Source organism: Deltaproteobacteria bacterium, from assembly GCA_020848905.1.
Lineage (GTDB): Bacteria > Myxococcota_A > Polyangia.
This window is the reverse complement of the sequence record JADLHG010000019.1, coordinates 77,306-91,184: the sequence shown is the minus strand read 5'-3', so window position 1 is coordinate 91,184 and position 13,879 is coordinate 77,306. Positions and strand designations below refer to the sequence as shown.

At 71.9% G+C, this 13,879-nt stretch carries 11 protein-coding genes; 8 read left to right on the top strand and 3 right to left on the bottom strand.

Going from position 1 to position 13,879, the window contains the following annotated elements; translation table 11 throughout:
- The first annotated feature begins 11 nt into the window (after nucleotides 1–11).
- From IT371_09405 to IT371_09395, 3 genes are read left to right on the top strand one after another with little or no spacing between them, the layout of a single operon-like run.
- Nucleotides 12–851: a protein-glutamate O-methyltransferase CheR gene (locus IT371_09405; GenBank protein MCC6747861.1), complete on the top strand. Its 840-nt coding sequence runs from the start codon at nucleotides 12–14 to the stop codon at nucleotides 849–851.
- Complete coding sequence (locus IT371_09400) at nucleotides 851–1,423, top strand: chemotaxis protein CheB (GenBank protein ID MCC6747860.1); 573 nt, start codon at nucleotides 851–853, stop codon at nucleotides 1,421–1,423. Before IT371_09405 ends, IT371_09400 begins: the two co-directional genes overlap by 1 nt.
- Nucleotides 1,420–3,126 (top strand): response regulator, encoded by a 1,707-nt coding sequence (locus tag IT371_09395; GenBank protein ID MCC6747859.1) that lies wholly within the window; start codon nucleotides 1,420–1,422, stop codon nucleotides 3,124–3,126. The genes IT371_09400 and IT371_09395 overlap by 4 nt, the downstream gene beginning before the upstream one ends.
- Here IT371_09395 and IT371_09390 read toward each other — a convergent pair.
- Nucleotides 3,100–3,642 (bottom strand): hypothetical protein, encoded by a 543-nt coding sequence (locus tag IT371_09390; GenBank protein ID MCC6747858.1) that lies wholly within the window; start codon nucleotides 3,640–3,642, stop codon nucleotides 3,100–3,102. The genes IT371_09395 and IT371_09390 overlap by 27 nt on opposite strands.
- A gap of 433 nt (nucleotides 3,643–4,075) precedes the next feature.
- Between IT371_09390 and IT371_09385 the strand changes: the two genes are divergently transcribed.
- From IT371_09385 to IT371_09370, 4 genes are read left to right on the top strand one after another with little or no spacing between them, the layout of a single operon-like run.
- Nucleotides 4,076–4,663 carry a hypothetical protein gene (locus IT371_09385; GenBank protein ID MCC6747857.1) on the top strand — a complete coding sequence of 196 codons (588 nt, stop codon included), beginning with the start codon at nucleotides 4,076–4,078 and terminating at the stop codon, nucleotides 4,661–4,663.
- Nucleotides 4,664–4,683: 20 nt separating this feature from the next.
- Nucleotides 4,684–6,573: a protein kinase gene (locus IT371_09380; protein ID MCC6747856.1), complete on the top strand. Its 1,890-nt coding sequence runs from the start codon at nucleotides 4,684–4,686 to the stop codon at nucleotides 6,571–6,573.
- Between the two features lie 9 nt (nucleotides 6,574–6,582).
- Nucleotides 6,583–7,911, top strand: coding sequence for a sigma 54-dependent Fis family transcriptional regulator (locus tag IT371_09375; protein MCC6747855.1), 1,329 nt, complete (start codon nucleotides 6,583–6,585; stop codon nucleotides 7,909–7,911).
- Between the two features lie 45 nt (nucleotides 7,912–7,956).
- Complete coding sequence (locus IT371_09370; GenBank protein ID MCC6747854.1) at nucleotides 7,957–9,390, top strand: hypothetical protein; 1,434 nt, start codon at nucleotides 7,957–7,959, stop codon at nucleotides 9,388–9,390.
- A 31-nt stretch (nucleotides 9,391–9,421) separates the two neighbouring features.
- On the opposite strand, the gene IT371_09365 is transcribed toward IT371_09370, so the two are convergent.
- Nucleotides 9,422–10,693, bottom strand: coding sequence for a hypothetical protein (locus IT371_09365; GenBank protein ID MCC6747853.1), 1,272 nt, complete (start codon nucleotides 10,691–10,693; stop codon nucleotides 9,422–9,424).
- 17 nt (nucleotides 10,694–10,710) lie between these two features.
- Nucleotides 10,711–11,409: a hypothetical protein gene (locus IT371_09360; protein ID MCC6747852.1), complete on the bottom strand. Its 699-nt coding sequence runs from the start codon at nucleotides 11,407–11,409 to the stop codon at nucleotides 10,711–10,713.
- A 299-nt stretch (nucleotides 11,410–11,708) separates the two neighbouring features.
- Here IT371_09360 and IT371_09355 point away from each other — a divergent pair, with 299 nt between their 5' ends.
- On the top strand, nucleotides 11,709–13,790 hold the full coding sequence (locus tag IT371_09355) for a VWA domain-containing protein (GenBank protein MCC6747851.1): 2,082 nt from the start codon (nucleotides 11,709–11,711) through the stop codon (nucleotides 13,788–13,790).
- Nucleotides 13,791–13,879: the final 89 nt, after the last annotated feature.

Sequence of the window (13,879 nt, the reverse complement as noted above, 5' to 3'; positions counted from 1 at the left end):
GAGAGGGGCCGATGATCCGGCAGAGCGACGAGCGGGCGGCGGTGGAGGCCCTGGAGGTGCGGCTGCTCCTCGAGGCGGTGCACGAGCGCTACGGGCTCGACTTTCGCGAGTACGCCGGGGCCTCGGTGCGGCGGCGGATCCGGGCGCGCCTGGCCCCGGAGGGCGTCTCGAGCATTTCGGAGCTGCAGGCCAAGGTGCTCCACGACCCGCAGGTCATGGAGCGGCTCCTCCTCGGGCTGACGGTGCACGTGACGTCGATGTTTCGCCACCCGAGCCTCTACCTCGCGCTGCGGCGAGAGGTGGTGCCGCTGCTGCGGACCTATCCCTTCGTGCGGATCTGGCTGGCCGGCTGCTCGACGGGAGAAGAGGTCTACTCGATCGCCATCCTGCTCGAGGAGGAGGGGCTCTACGAGCGCTGCCGCATCTACGCCACCGACCTGAGCGAGACGGTGCTCGCGCGCGCGAAGCACGGGGTCTTTCCGCTCTCGGAGATGAAGACCTATACCGAAAACTACCAGGCGGCGGGGGGGACGCGGGCCTTCTCCGACTACTACCGGACGGATCACGAGCGAGCGCTCCTGCGGCCGGAGCTCGGGCGACAGGTGGTCTTCGCGCAGCACAACCTGGTCACCGACGGAGCGTTCAACCAGTTTCAGCTCGTGCTCTGCCGGAACGTGATGATCTACTTCAACCCGTCGCTGCAGGAGCGCGTGCACCGGCTGATCTACGAGAGCCTCGAGCGGTTCGGCTACCTCGTGCTGGGAGAGAAGGAGTCGATCCGCTTCAGTCCCCGAGAGGCGTGCTACGAGGCGGTGCGGCCGGAGGAGAAGCTCTACCGGAAGGTGGGCTGATGCGTTCGGCGCTGGTGGTGGTGGGGGCGTCGCTCGGGGGCGTCTCCGCGCTGCGGAAGGTGCTCGGGGCGCTCCCGGCCGGGTTCGGCGTGCCGGTGGTGGTGGTACAGCATCGGCTGGCGGAGGGGGGGGACGAGCTTCGTCGCGCGCTGCAGGAGGCCTGCACGCTGCCGGTCTGCGAGGCCGAGGACAAGCAGGAGCTTCGCCCGGGGGCGGTGTACCTCGCGCCGGCGGACTACCACCTGCTCGTGGAGCTCGGGCACCTGTCCCTCTCGACGGAGGAGCCGGTGCACTATTCGCGCCCGGCGGTGGACCCGCTCTTCGAGAGCGCGGCCGAGGCCTACGGCAAGGGGGTGGTGGGGGTAGTGCTGACGGGTTCGAACTCCGACGGGGCGGCGGGAGCGGCGCGCATCGCGGCGGCGGGGGGCAAGGTGGTGGTGCAGGACGCGGCGGAGGCGGAGCGGCCGGAGATGCCGTGGGCGGCGGGGATGGCGGTCGGGGAGCCGATCGTGCTGCGGCTGGGCGAGATCGCGGGCTATCTGCGCCGTCTGGCGGCGGAGGAGGAACGATGAGGGGGCGCGGGGCGGAGGAGGAGGGGCCGGAGGCCATGGCGGTCCTGATCGTGGACGACCAGCCCGCGGGGCTGCTTGCGCTCGAGGCCGTGCTGGCGCCGCTCGGCTGTCGCGTGACCCGGGCGGGCTCGGGGCGCGAGGCGCTGCGGTGCGTGCTGGACCTGGACTACGCGCTGATCCTGCTCGACGTGCAGATGCCGGAAATGGACGGCTACGAGACGGCGGCGCTGATCCGGCAGCGGGAGCGGTCGCGGCACACGCCGATCCTGTTCGTGACGGCCACGGCGCCGAACCGCGCGGCCCTGACCCTCGGCTACGCCGCGGGGGCCGTGGACTTCATCTACAAGCCGGTGGAGGGCGACATCCTGCGGTCGAAGGTGTCGGTCTTCCTCGAGCTGGCGCAGAGCACGGCGCAGCTAAGGCGACAGGGCCGCGCGCTCGAGGAGCGCGAGCGCCAGGCGCGGGAGCTGGCGGAGGTGCGCGCCACGCTGCTCGCGGAGGTGAGCCGCAAGAACGTGGAGCTGGACGAAGCGCGGCGGCGCGCCGAGCAGATGAGCGACTTCAAGACGCGCTTTCTGGCGGGGATGTCGCACGAGCTCCGCACGCCGCTGAACTCGATCATCGGCTTCTCGGAGCTGCTCGAGCAGGAGCTCTTCGGCCCCTTGAACCCCCGGCAGACCGAGTACGTGAAGAACGTGCTGCACAGCGGGCGGCACCTCCTCTCGCTGGTGAACGACATCCTGGACCTGACCAAGGTGGAGGTGGGCCGGATGGAGCTGCACCAGGAGTGGGTCAGCCTGGGCGCGATCGTGGAGGAGGTGCGGGCGGTCTGCCAGCCGTTGGCGATCAAGCAGGGGGTGACGCTCGACGCGGAGGTGGCCGAGGAGCTGCCCGAGGCGTACCTCGACCCGGTGCGGATCAAGCAGGTGCTCTACAACCTGGTCTCGAACGCGATCAAGTTCACGCCGAAGGGCGGCCGCGCTGTGCTGCGCGTGGGCGTGGACGACGGTCGGATGATGGTCCAGGTGACGGACACGGGGATCGGCATCGCCGAGGAGGATCTGCCGCGGCTCTTCAAGGAGTTCGAGCAGATCGAGCCGCGGGAAGGGGTCAAGCCCGAGGGGACGGGGCTCGGGCTCGCGCTCAGCAAGCGCTTCGTGGAGCTTCACGGGGGCTGGATGGGCGTGGAGAGCGCCGTGGGAACGGGCTCCACCTTTTCGGTCACGCTGCCGCTGATGAGCCGTGAGCTCGCGGCGAGCGAGCCGCCGGGGACAGGGGCCGCGGGGCGGGAGCGGCTGGTGCTGGTGGTGGAGGACGACGAGGTGGCGGCGGAGCTGACCGCGGAGCACCTGCGGCAGGAAGGCCTCGAGGTGGTGATCGCGGGGAGCGGCGAGGAGGCGCTGCGGCAGGTGGAGGCCCTTCGGCCGGCGGCGATCACGCTGGACGTGGTGCTCCCGGGGATCGACGGCTGGACCGTGCTCGCGCTGCTCAAGCGCTCGCCCTGGGCGGCGACGATCCCGGTCGTGGCCATCTCCCAGCTCGACGAGCCCCGGCGCGGCTTCGCACAGGGGGCGGTGGAGTATCTGGTCAAGCCCCTCGACCCGGCGGCGCTCGTGCGCGCGCTGGCGAAGGCCGGGCTACCCGTGAAGGGAACGAGCGAGGAGCCGGCTCTCGTCCTACGACCCCGGCACCGCACTCGTTGATATAAGTCCCCGCAGCCTCCAGCCCGTCTTCAAGAGCCAGGTTCGCGGTTCGAGCACCGGCGGGTCTCCGTCGGGGGGAACCGGCGTGAGGTCCTTCCAGCCGTCGAAGTAACGGGCCGAGCTGCACGCGTCGAGGTCGCGCCGCGGCACCCACTTGCCTCGCGCCCGTGCGTGCTTGCGTTGATTTTGAAGCACGTACGAGAGGGCCGCCTTCACCTCGCTCGGCGTCTTCAGGATGTGCTGATGGTAGCGGTCCCGAAAGACGCGCCCCTTGCGGCCCACCGTGCGGTTCAGCGCGTGCGCGAGGCGGATCGCCAGCGCCCGCAGCCCCTTCATCAGCACGCCACGGTCCTTGGCCTCCGTCACGAGGTGCAGGTGGTTCTTCTGGATCGAGTAGTGCGCGAGGTTCATCCCGAACCGCCCCGCGGACCCCACGAAGGCCCTCTCGATCGCCCGCAGCTGCTTCTTGCTGCGCAGGTTCGGTAGCCCCTCCACCACCTTCATCGTCACGTGCACCGGAAACCGGCTCGCGAGGAGCGGCCGCGTCCGATGGGGGAGGCCGCTGCCCGGCTGTTTCTTCCGCCCTGCGCCCGTGCGCTTGCCGCCCCACCCCGTCGCCTCCCGCAGTGGTAACGGGAGCTGCTTCGCAGAACCCGCCGCTGCACGTGCGCCCGAAGACCGGTCATCGCCCGAGGAGGATTTGCGTTTGCGTGCCAACATGAATAAGGCTAATACTAGCAAAGCGCGGGTCTGACGTCAAGCGATGTCCTTGCACAACACAAAACCCAAGCACAACGACACAAACACCACCTCCCCGCCGCATCGATCCACCACCGCCCTCCGCGTGCGCCCACCACCGCCCGCACGCCCCCCCACCCCACCGCATCCCGTCGGTTGCCGCGTCCCGTCGGTTGCCGCATCCCGTCGGTTGCCGCTATGATCCCCTTCCATGCGCGTGGTCCTGCTCCTTGGCGTCTTCGTTTCCGGCTGCGGCCACGTGCGCACCCCGGCTGATCGTGTGGCGGTGCTCCCCTTCGACGGGGTGGGGGTCGGGGAGGAGCGGCTGCGAGCGGTCCGGCAGGTGGTGACCGAGCAGCTCGTGCGAACGGTGCCGTTCCGCGTGGTGCCGGCGCGGCGCGTGGACCAGGCCTTCGCCCGCGCTCCATCCTGCCGGGACGCGAGCTCCGAGGCGCGGCTCGTCTGCGCGGCGGAGGTGGGCGAGCGGGTGCGCGCGGGGCAGGTGGTGGCCGGCGCGCTCGGAGGCCTCGGCAAGACGCAGCTTGTGCAGCTCAAGCGGGTCCAGGTGGCGAGCCGGGCGGTGGTGCGCTCGCTGGAGGAGACGATCTTCGAGGGGGCGGTGGGGGTCACCCCGGCGGCGGAGCGCCTGGCCGAGCGGCTCTTCGACGAGCGGCGGGTCCGTCCGTGGTACGCGCAGTGGTGGCTCTGGACGATCGCCGGCGTGGCGACGGCGGCGGCGGTCGTGGTGCCGCTGAGCGTCCGCAGTCGCGACCGCTACGACACGGTCCCGCTTCCCTGAGCCGCGGGACCGCCTCCTTCATGCTGCGTAGCCTGGGTCCCTTCGAGCTTCACCGCCGGATCGGTGTGGGCGGCACGGCGGAGGTCTACGAGGCCACCTGGCGCGCGGAAGGGGGAGCCACGAAGCAGGTCGCGGTGAAGCTCCTGCTCCCCGACCTGCAGAAGGATCGCCAGCTCGTCGAGATGTTCATCGACGAGGCCCGCATCGCGGCGCGCCTCTCGCACCCGAACGTCGTGGCGGTCTACGAGTTCGGGCAGGTGGACGGCACGCTCTACATCGCGATGGAGCACGTGCAGGGCTGGGACCTGCGCGAGCTGCTCCAGCGGGCGGGGGAAAGGAAGGTCCTCTGGCCCATCCCCGCCGCGCTCTACGTGGTGCAGGAGCTCCTGCGGGGGCTCGATTACGTGCACAAGCAGCCGGGGCCCATCGTGCACCGCGACGTCACGCCGCACAACGTGTTCATCACGCGGACCGGCGAGGTGAAGCTCGGGGACTTCGGCATCGCCAAGGCGGCCGAGCGGCTCGCGCGCACGGCGCAGGGGCAGATCAAGGGGAAGCTGGCCTACCTCGCCCCCGAGCAGGTGACGGGGGATCCGGTCACTCCGCGCACGGACGTGTACGCCGCCGGGCTCATCCTCTTCGAGCTGCTCGCCGGACGACGCCTCCTCGAGGGAGAGCGCGAGGTGCAGCTCATCAACGCCGCGATGCATCCCCCGCTGGTCGAGCTCGCGCGATTGCGGCCGGAGGCCACGCCGCTCGAAGGGATCGTGCGCCGGGCGCTCCAGCCGCACCCGACCTTGCGCTACCCGGACGCGGGGACCTTTGCGAACGAGCTCCTCGCGCAGCTCGGGGCCACGCCCTTCGGGGCGGCCGAGCTCTCGGCGTGGGCCGCGACGCTGGAAGGGGGGGCGGGGGCGCTCGAGCGGACCATCACCGATCAGAAGACCTGGATCCGCGAACCGGTGGAGCGCGCGCGGGCGCAGGGCACGCGGCCCCTCGGGTCGGCCTCAGGGGCCGCGAGGCCGGCGAAGGAGGTGCACGCGACGGAGGCGCAGGTGGCGGAGGCGAGAGTGGCCGCCGAGGTCCCGGATTCGACGGACCCGTCGCTGCCGGCGATCTCCTTCTCCGGGGCCCGTCCCAGGCGCTGGGCGGTGCTGGGCATCTTCGCCGCGCTGGTGCTGCTCGCGGGGGGCGTAGGCGTCTGGTTCTGGCGGGGGGCGGCGTCGAGCGGCGAGAGCCCTAGCCGGGACGCCTCGGTGCCGGACGCACGGTCGTCGCGAGCGGACGCACGATCGTCGCGAGCCGATGCACCGTCATCGCCAGTGGACGCGCGGTCGCAGCGAGCGGACGCGGAGCCGCCGGTCGTGCCCGAACGCCTCCCCACGGTCGTGCAGCCGCGCAGCGCCTCGCGCCGACGTCGGGCTTCGAAGCAGCGGGGGGGCGAGCCCGCGCCGGTGCGCGTCACGCCCGTGCCTTCCCCCGTCGAGCGCGACCCGGCTCGCGAGCCCAAGCCCGGTCCCCCCGCGGCCGATCCCGTAGCCCTCGCTGCTGAGCGACAGCAGCTCGAGGCGCTCCAGGCCGGCGCTCGGGCGCGTGGACTCTTTCCCGGCGACGACGCGCGCTTCGACCGTCGTCTGGCCGAGGCGCGGCGGGCGCTCTCCGCGCGGGAGCTCGGGCGCGCGCAGGGGGCGCGGGCGGAGGCGCAGGCGGTGCTCGCGGCCTTCCGGCTGGACCGGGCCTTCGCGGAGCGCAAGCTGGCCCGGCTCGAGGGCGCGATCGCGCGGGCACGGCTCACGACCGAGCGGCGGCAAGAGCTGGAGCGGCAGTCGCAGCGCATCTTGCGCCTGATCCTCGAGGGGCAGCTTGCCGAGGCCAGCGCCTTGATCTCGCGCGCGCTATCTCGTCTATAGTAGACGCGCATGGAAGACACGGCCGCCACGAGGCTCGTCCAGCGGCCCAACGGTACTCAGCTCCTCCTGCTCCGGCAGGCGCGGCTGCGGGTGACCGAGGGGCCGGATCGAGGACGCGAGCTGCTCATGGATCGACCCCGCGTGGTGGTGGGGTCGGGCGAAGGTTGCGACCTCGTGCTGGCCGACGCGGCGGTCTCGCGCGAGCACCTCGAGGTGCGCGCCACCGAACGCGGCTACCTCCTCAAGGATCTGGAGAGCACGAACGGCACGCTCGTCGGGGGCGTCTGGCTTCGGGAGGCGCTCGCCGTGGGCCCCGCCTCGCTGCGCCTCGGCGAGACGGTGCTGCAGCTCGTTCCCACTGCAGAGACAGTGGAGATCCCGCTCAGCTCGCGCGGCCAGCTCGGCGACCTCCTCGGGCAGAGCCTGGCCATGCGCCAGGTGTTCGCTGTACTCGAGCGCGTCGCGCCGACGGGGAGCACGGTGCTGCTCGAGGGAGAGTCGGGGACCGGCAAGGAGGTCGCGGCGCGGGCGATCCACGCGCTCTCGCCGCGCGCGGAGGGTCCGCTCGTGGTCGTGGACTCGGGGGCCATCCCGGCGTCGCTCATCGAGAGCGAGCTCTTCGGGCACGAGAAGGGCGCCTTCACCGGGGCGAACGAGGCGCGCGCCGGGGCCTTCGAGGAGGCCGACGGCGGGACGCTCTTTCTCGACGAGATCGGCGAGCTCCCGCTCGAGCTGCAACCGCGGCTGCTGCGGTTTCTCGAGCGGCAGGAGGTCAAGCGTGTCGGCGCGGCGCGGCACCGGCCCGTGGACGTGCGGGTCGTGGCGGCCACGAATCGCAAGCTCGCCGGCGAGGTGGAGGCGGGGCGCTTCCGGCAGGACCTCTTCTACCGGCTCTCGGTGGTGCGGCTCGAGCTGCCGCCGCTGCGCGAGCGGCCGGACGACATCGTGCTCCTGGCCTATCACTTCGCCGAGCGCTTCGGCCCCGACCCGCGGCAGATCGTCACCGACGAGGTGGCCGCGCTGCTCGTCTCGTACCCTTGGCCGGGCAACGCGCGAGAGCTGCGCAACGTGGTGGAGCGGCTGGCGGTGATGCCCGAGCTGGCGGCCGAGGAGCTCCGGCAGAGCGCACGCCCCCCCGCCCCGGCGGCGATCGGCTCGCTCGGGGACCTCGCCTTTCACGAGGCGCGCACGCGCTGGCAGGACCTGTTCGAGCAGCAGTACCTGGCGCAGCAGCTCAGCCGCGCGGGCGGCGTGGTCAGCCACGCGGCGGCGACGGCAGGGTTGCCGCGGCAGACCTTTCACCGTCTGATGCGGCGGCATGGCCTGAAGGGACGTTGACCGGCCCGTGGGGGCTCATGTTATGGACGAAGGATGAGCGCTCCGATGGGTCGGTGTTCCAGAGGCCTTCGGCGCGGCGCGGTGGCCGCCGCGGTGATCCTCTTCGTGTGGGATGCAGGATGCACGGGGCGGGCGCCCGACCCTCTCGGGAGGCCGTGCAGCACGGAGGTCTCCTGCGGCCCTGACGCGCGGTGCGACCTGACCCGGGGCGTCTGCGTGGCGACCGGGTCGCCCCCTCCGTCCACGTGCAGTCCCCAGAGCTGTCCCGGCTGCTGCGATCGCGGCGAGTGCAAGCCGGGGACCGGGGGAGGCGCGTGCGGGCGCGGCGGGGAGCTCTGCACGGACTGCGCGCTGGTCGGGAAGCAATGCACGGCGGGAGGACAGTGCAGCACCTCGGGGTGCGAGCCGAAGTGCGCCGGGAAGTGCGCGGGAGCCGACGACGGCTGCAACGGGACCTGCCCGACGGGGAGCTGCCCCGGCTGCTGCAACGGCACGAGCTGCGAGCTCGGCACCGACGATCGCGCGTGCGGCGCCACGGGGGGCGGGTGCCTCGACTGCGGCGCGGCCGGAGGGAAGTGCGACAAGGGGAGCTGCACGGGGCTCGCGAAGTGCGACCCGTCGATCTGCGGCAAGGGCTGCTGCGAGGGCACGACCTGCAAGGCGGGCAACGAGCCGGGGGCCTGCGGCACGGGCGGCGGCGCGTGCGAGAACTGCGCGACGGCGAGCAAGAGCTGCAAGGACCAGAAGTGCGAGGCCGGCTGCACCATCGCGAGCTGTGCGAACAAGTGCCAGGGGGCAGACGACGGCTGCGGCAAGCCCTGCCCGTCGAACACCTGCACGGGCTGCTGCGACGGGACGACCTGCCACGCCGGTGCGGCGACCGATCGGTGCGGAACGGGGGGCGGGGGGTGTCAGAACTGCACCACGTCGAGCAAGAGCTGCAGCGGAGGGAGCTGTCAGAGCACCTGCCCGTCTACCTGCACCGGGAAGTGTCCCGGGGCGGACGACGGCTGCGGCAAGCCCTGCGCGACGAACGGCTGCGGCGGGTGCTGCGACGGGACGGCCTGCCGCGTGGGGAACACCAACGGCGCGTGCGGCCTGAACGGCGTCACGTGCAAAGGCTGCGGCTCCTACCCCGAGTTCATCTGTAACACGAGCGGCGCCTGTCAGCAGAACTGCACGCGCAGCTGCGCGGGCAAGTGCCAGGGCGCCGACGACGGCTGCGGCACGCCTTGCGCGACGAACGCCTGCACCGGGTGTTGCGACAGCAGCAAGCGGTGCCAGGCAGGAAACACCGTCGGGGCCTGCGGCAAGGGCGGGGCGACCTGTCAGAGCTGCGGCAGCAACAGCTGTCTGAGCGGGCGCTGCTGCAACACCACCACCTGCGCCGGCTGCGCGGAGGGGGAGATGTGCGTCGGCGGGCTCAAGCGCTGCTGCATCAGCGGGGTCTGCAAGTACGACGCGCAGTACTGCTTCTGACGACGCACCGTCAGGCGCGCCTTCCGGTCGGTCACGTGCACTTGTTGGCGACGCGGCACTCCTTGCACTTCACCGGGTCGGTCTTGCAGATCTCGTCGCACTTCGGGCAGGTGGACGTCGGAGGAGGCGGCGGGGCGCACTGCTCGCCCGAGGCGCCGACCTTGCACGGGTCGCAGATCCCCGTCGTCTTGTTGCAGATGAAGCCTTGCGTGCAGGCCCCGCCCACCAGGCGGCAATCCTGGACGCAGCTCGGCAGTCCATCTTTGATGGTTGGCCCGAGGCAGATGTAGCCCTTGGGGCAGCCGGTCGTCGTGCCCGGCACGCAGACCTCCTTCGCGGGGACGCACACGCCCGGCGGCTTGTCCGTGATTTGGCAGGTGAGGAGCTTCTGGCCGGGGGGGTTGCAGTCCTCGGGCACGTTGCAGCCCTCGGGCCGGATGCTGCAGGGGTCGGCCCCCGCGGTCCCGGGGACGGTGAAGGTGCCCTGATAGGCGTTGGCGCCCGGCTGCTGCGCGTCCTGGTCGAGCGCGCGCCCCGCGAGGTCTTTGACCTGCGGCGAAAGCACCACGCGGTAGCTCCCGGGTCCAAAGGGGCAAGGGCCCTCGAATTCGACGATGCTGCGCGTGTCGGTGATGCCGAGCTCCTGGAGCTGCTGCGTGCTCGTGATGACGTTCCCCTGCAAGAGGCGCTCCCCCGAGGAGCCACGGAAGTAGACCTGCAAGCCGCTCCGCAGCGAGTCCGTCGTCACGACCGTCGAGAGCTCGAGGTGCAGACGGCCCACGCCCTTCGCGGTCGTGGTCGTGCCGTCCGCGGGCACGGACAAGAGCACGCGCGGAGCGCGGTAGCTCGCGCGCAGGTTGAACGGAATGGCGACGTCGGTGGGGCCGCCCTCGCGGAAGCGCGTGGTGGCGCTCGTCCCGCCGAGAGCCACGAGCTTCGTGCCTACGAGCCCGTAGGCCGCGATACGGAAGGCCCGATCCCCGTTCTGCCCGGGAAGGATGCGTAGCTCGGGGAAGCCCTGCTCGGCCGCGATGCTGCGCGTCAGCTCGAGCTCGAGCTCCTTGTCGCCGTCGCGCTGGGCCGCGGTCCAGGGCCCGGCGCCTTGCGCGGCGGTCGAGACCCCCGCGAAGCCGCCGTCCGCGTCGAGCACGAGCTGCACGCGGTCGATCGCCGAGAGGAGCTGGGCCTCGGTGTTCAGCACGGGGTCGGGCATGAAGTGGAGGAGGAGGCTCGTCTCCTCGCCGCTGCAGGCGAGGAGCACGAGCGCGAGGAGGGCAGGGGCGGGGCGGAGGGAGTTGCGCATTCCTTACAGTATAGCCGCTAGATGCACTTGTTCTGCAGCAGGCACTCCTTCCAGCCAGCCTGCCCCTTCAGCGCGTCGCAGGCCGGGCAGACGATGGGCGTCGGGTTCGGCGAGGGGGCCGGCGGGCACTTCTCACCCGTGCAGGGGGGCGGCGGCGTGCAGTTCGCGCCATCCTTGCAGGGCGGGGGAGCCGGGGGCCGGCAAGCCGAGACGCACGCCTTGTACTTCAGGACATCGGCCTTCAGCGGCGCGCACTGCTCGAGGCAGGGGTCGACCGGAGGGGGCTGATTCGGGCAGGCCGCGAGACACGCCTTGAACTTCTCGGGGTCGTTCTTGAGCACGCTGCATGCCGAGATACAGGGATCGGCCGGCGGGGCGCACTTCTCGCCTGCTGCGCAGGTGGGAGGCACGGGCGCGGGCGCCGGAGGCGGCGTGCAGTTCGCGCCTTCCTTGCAGGGGGCCGGAGGGGGCATCGTCCCGCAGATCGTGACGCACTTCTGCTGGCCGGAGGCGTCGACCTTGCAGACCTCCCTGCAGTCGGTGGGGGGCTGCTTCGTGCTGCCTTGCCCGCTGCCGGAGCCGCCGCCCGTGCCGTCCTTCTCCCCGTCCGTCGTGGCGCCGTAGGCCGAGGCGCCCTGGTCGTCGGCGGCCTCGCCGCAACCCCAGAGAGCAGCGGTCAGCGTGGTCAAGAGAGCGGCGGTTCTGAAGGTTCTCATGCGTGTTTCCTCCTGTGTTGGACCGCGAATAGAGCAACGCGCGTGCCAGAGGGCGGCCTGGGCTTGCAGGACGAGAGAACGCGGACTTGCGCGAGGCAGGCTCGGAAGACGAGGAACGCCCGCGTTCCACTCGGGACGAGCCGTCGGGCTCGACGACCGATACCGGCAGAGGCAGTCCGTCGAGATGACGGACGAATTCAAGACCCCCAGGGGCTGGAACGCGGGCGTGACACTCCCCGGAGACGCCCGAGGCGAAACAGGCCCAGCCCCGGGACCTCGTGATAGCTTCGAAGCGACCCATGCCGCGCGTTCTTTCGCTCCTCGTCGTGCTGCTCCCGGCGCTCGCGTTCGGTGCGCCCCCCGACGGGCTGCGCGTGGCCATCGTGCTGGACGATTCGGGGAGCATGCTCTCGACCGATCCGTCGCGATTGAGCGTGACGGCGGCCATGATCGCGGCGCAGCTCGCGGGGCCCGGGGACCGTGTGGGGCTCGTGCCCCTGAACGGGCCGGTGGTGCCGTTGCGGCCGGGAGGGGCCGTGGCGCCGCTCCTTGCCAACCTGCGCCGCTTCCCGCGCCGGCAGGCGAGGACCATCTACGAGCCGGCGCTCCGCCGGGCGCTCAAGCTGCTCGCGGCGGAGCGGAGCGGGCGCAAGCTGATCCTCTTTCTCACCGACGGCGAACCCGACCCCCCTGCCGTGCAGGCCGGGGAGGAGCGCTTCCTGCGCGCGCTGCCGGGCCTGGCCGCGGGCGTGAAAATGTACGCCGTGGTGCTGGGCCCCCTCGGACAGCACTGGCGGGGACTGCTGGAGCAGGCGGCGACGTGGACCGGGGGTCTTTCCTTCAACGTGGCCCAGAGCGGGGACCGCCTGATCGAGGTCTTCGCGGCGATCTACGCCCGCCAGCTCGGCTCGCGCGTGGTGGTGCGCGATCTCGTGGACGGCAAGCACTCCCTCGCCGCGATGGACGAGTACGTGCGCTACGCGAACGTGGTGGTGCTCTCGCGCAGGGGCCCCTTCTCGGTGAGCTATCCGGGTCTCACCGGTCCGCGCCCGGTGCTGGAGGCCGGCGTGGACCGCGGCCGGCCGCCGCCGCGCGTGCACCATCAGGTGGAGAAGCTCCGCCCGCGGGGGGGCGCATCGCTCGAGCTCCAGCTCTCCGGGGGCGGCTCCTATCGCGCGCTGCTCATCTGGGACTACGACCTGCTCCTGCATCTGGACGCGCCGGTGCCCGACGCACGCGGGGGCTACGCGCTCTCGGCCTGGATGAGCCAGCGCACGGCCGGCCAGCCGCGCATCGACCACGAAGCCTTCCTGCGCGGGATGCGCGTGGTCCCTCGGACCTGCCAGGAGGGGCGCTGCGCCGAGGGCGAGCCGCTCGTGCTCGGCTGCGGCGGACAGGGAAGCGCGCCGCGCCGCTGTCAGTTCACGGGACGCTTCCTGCCTCGCGAGCCGGGGACGGTGCAGCTCGACGCCGTGGGTCGGCGCCAGCGGCAAGGGACGGACGTGCTCGAGCTCCGCAGCCTCGAGCGGCACACGCTCGTGGTCCCCGGGCAGGCGCGGCTGCGGGCGGTCTCCGAGCCCGTCACCCTGCGGGTGGATCAGAACCGTGGCGTGGCCGCGCGCGCCTGCGAGAGCTGGAGCGTCTCGGCGGAGGGCTTGCCCCGGGCCGTGCCGGTGCGCCTCGACCCCTCGGCGCTCGGTCTGCCCCACGGCGTCACGCTGCGCGTGGAGGGGAGCCGGGACGGCCGTTTCCTCGTCGGTCCCGGCGCGCCGAAGCGGGTCCAGCTCTGTCTGGCCACGCGCGACCCCGTGGCGCGGCCCGGCTATGCGAGCGAGGGTCGCGCGCTGCGCGTCGTGGCCGACCAGCGCCAGTGGTTCGCGCCGGGAGGGGACGAGGCGCGGCAGCCCGTGCGCGTCGAGATCACCTCCCGGACCTGGTGGAACACCTACAAGCGGCTCCTGATGCTGATCGGGTGCGCGCTCCTCCTGCTGCTCCTCCTCATCTGGCTGCTCTACGGCTTCATCTCGCCGCACAGCTTTCCCGAGACGCTGAAGCTCAACTGGGGCAACACGCTCGAGCGGCTGGATCGCAACGAGACCCCGATGGACGACATCCCGCGGACGAGCCCCGGCTTCTACCGTAACGCGCAGCTCTGGATCGGCGGGCCCCATTGCTGCGTGCAGAGCGGCCAGCCGGCGCTGCTGCGCTTCGAGGCCATCGGGCGGCGCGGGATCGCGGTGCTGGCCGAGTCGGGGGTCGAGGTGAAGCGCATCAACAAATTCGATCCCGACAAGCGGGACGCCGTGGCCTCGGGGAGCCTCGTGACCCTCGGCGACGTGTATCAGGTCGGGGACCTGTATCTGCGCCTGAAGCTGGGCTAGCTCGCGGGTCGCAGCGTTGCGGGACCCGGTGTCGCGGCGTCCCGGCGTCGCCGGGCTGGGCGGGGGAGCGCGCCGCGCGCTATGCTTGG

Excerpts from the sequence above, each read along its gene's own strand:
- IT371_09365 (MCC6747853.1), bottom strand. The coding sequence starts at position 10,693 with ATGCGCAACTCCCTCCGCCCCGCCCCTGCCCTCCTCGCGCTCGTGCTC.
- IT371_09370 (MCC6747854.1), top strand. The coding sequence starts at position 7,957 with ATGGGTCGGTGTTCCAGAGGCCTTCGGCGCGGCGCGGTGGCCGCCGCG.
- IT371_09385 (MCC6747857.1), top strand. The coding sequence starts at position 4,076 with ATGCGCGTGGTCCTGCTCCTTGGCGTCTTCGTTTCCGGCTGCGGCCAC.
- IT371_09400 (MCC6747860.1), top strand. The coding sequence starts at position 851 with ATGCGTTCGGCGCTGGTGGTGGTGGGGGCGTCGCTCGGGGGCGTCTCC.
- IT371_09405 (MCC6747861.1), top strand. The coding sequence starts at position 12 with ATGATCCGGCAGAGCGACGAGCGGGCGGCGGTGGAGGCCCTGGAGGTG.
- IT371_09380 (MCC6747856.1), top strand. The coding sequence starts at position 4,684 with ATGCTGCGTAGCCTGGGTCCCTTCGAGCTTCACCGCCGGATCGGTGTG.
- IT371_09375 (MCC6747855.1), top strand. The coding sequence starts at position 6,583 with ATGGAAGACACGGCCGCCACGAGGCTCGTCCAGCGGCCCAACGGTACT.
- IT371_09355 (MCC6747851.1), top strand. The coding sequence starts at position 11,709 with ATGCCGCGCGTTCTTTCGCTCCTCGTCGTGCTGCTCCCGGCGCTCGCG.
- IT371_09360 (MCC6747852.1), bottom strand. The coding sequence starts at position 11,409 with ATGAGAACCTTCAGAACCGCCGCTCTCTTGACCACGCTGACCGCTGCT.
- IT371_09395 (MCC6747859.1), top strand. The coding sequence starts at position 1,420 with ATGAGGGGGCGCGGGGCGGAGGAGGAGGGGCCGGAGGCCATGGCGGTC.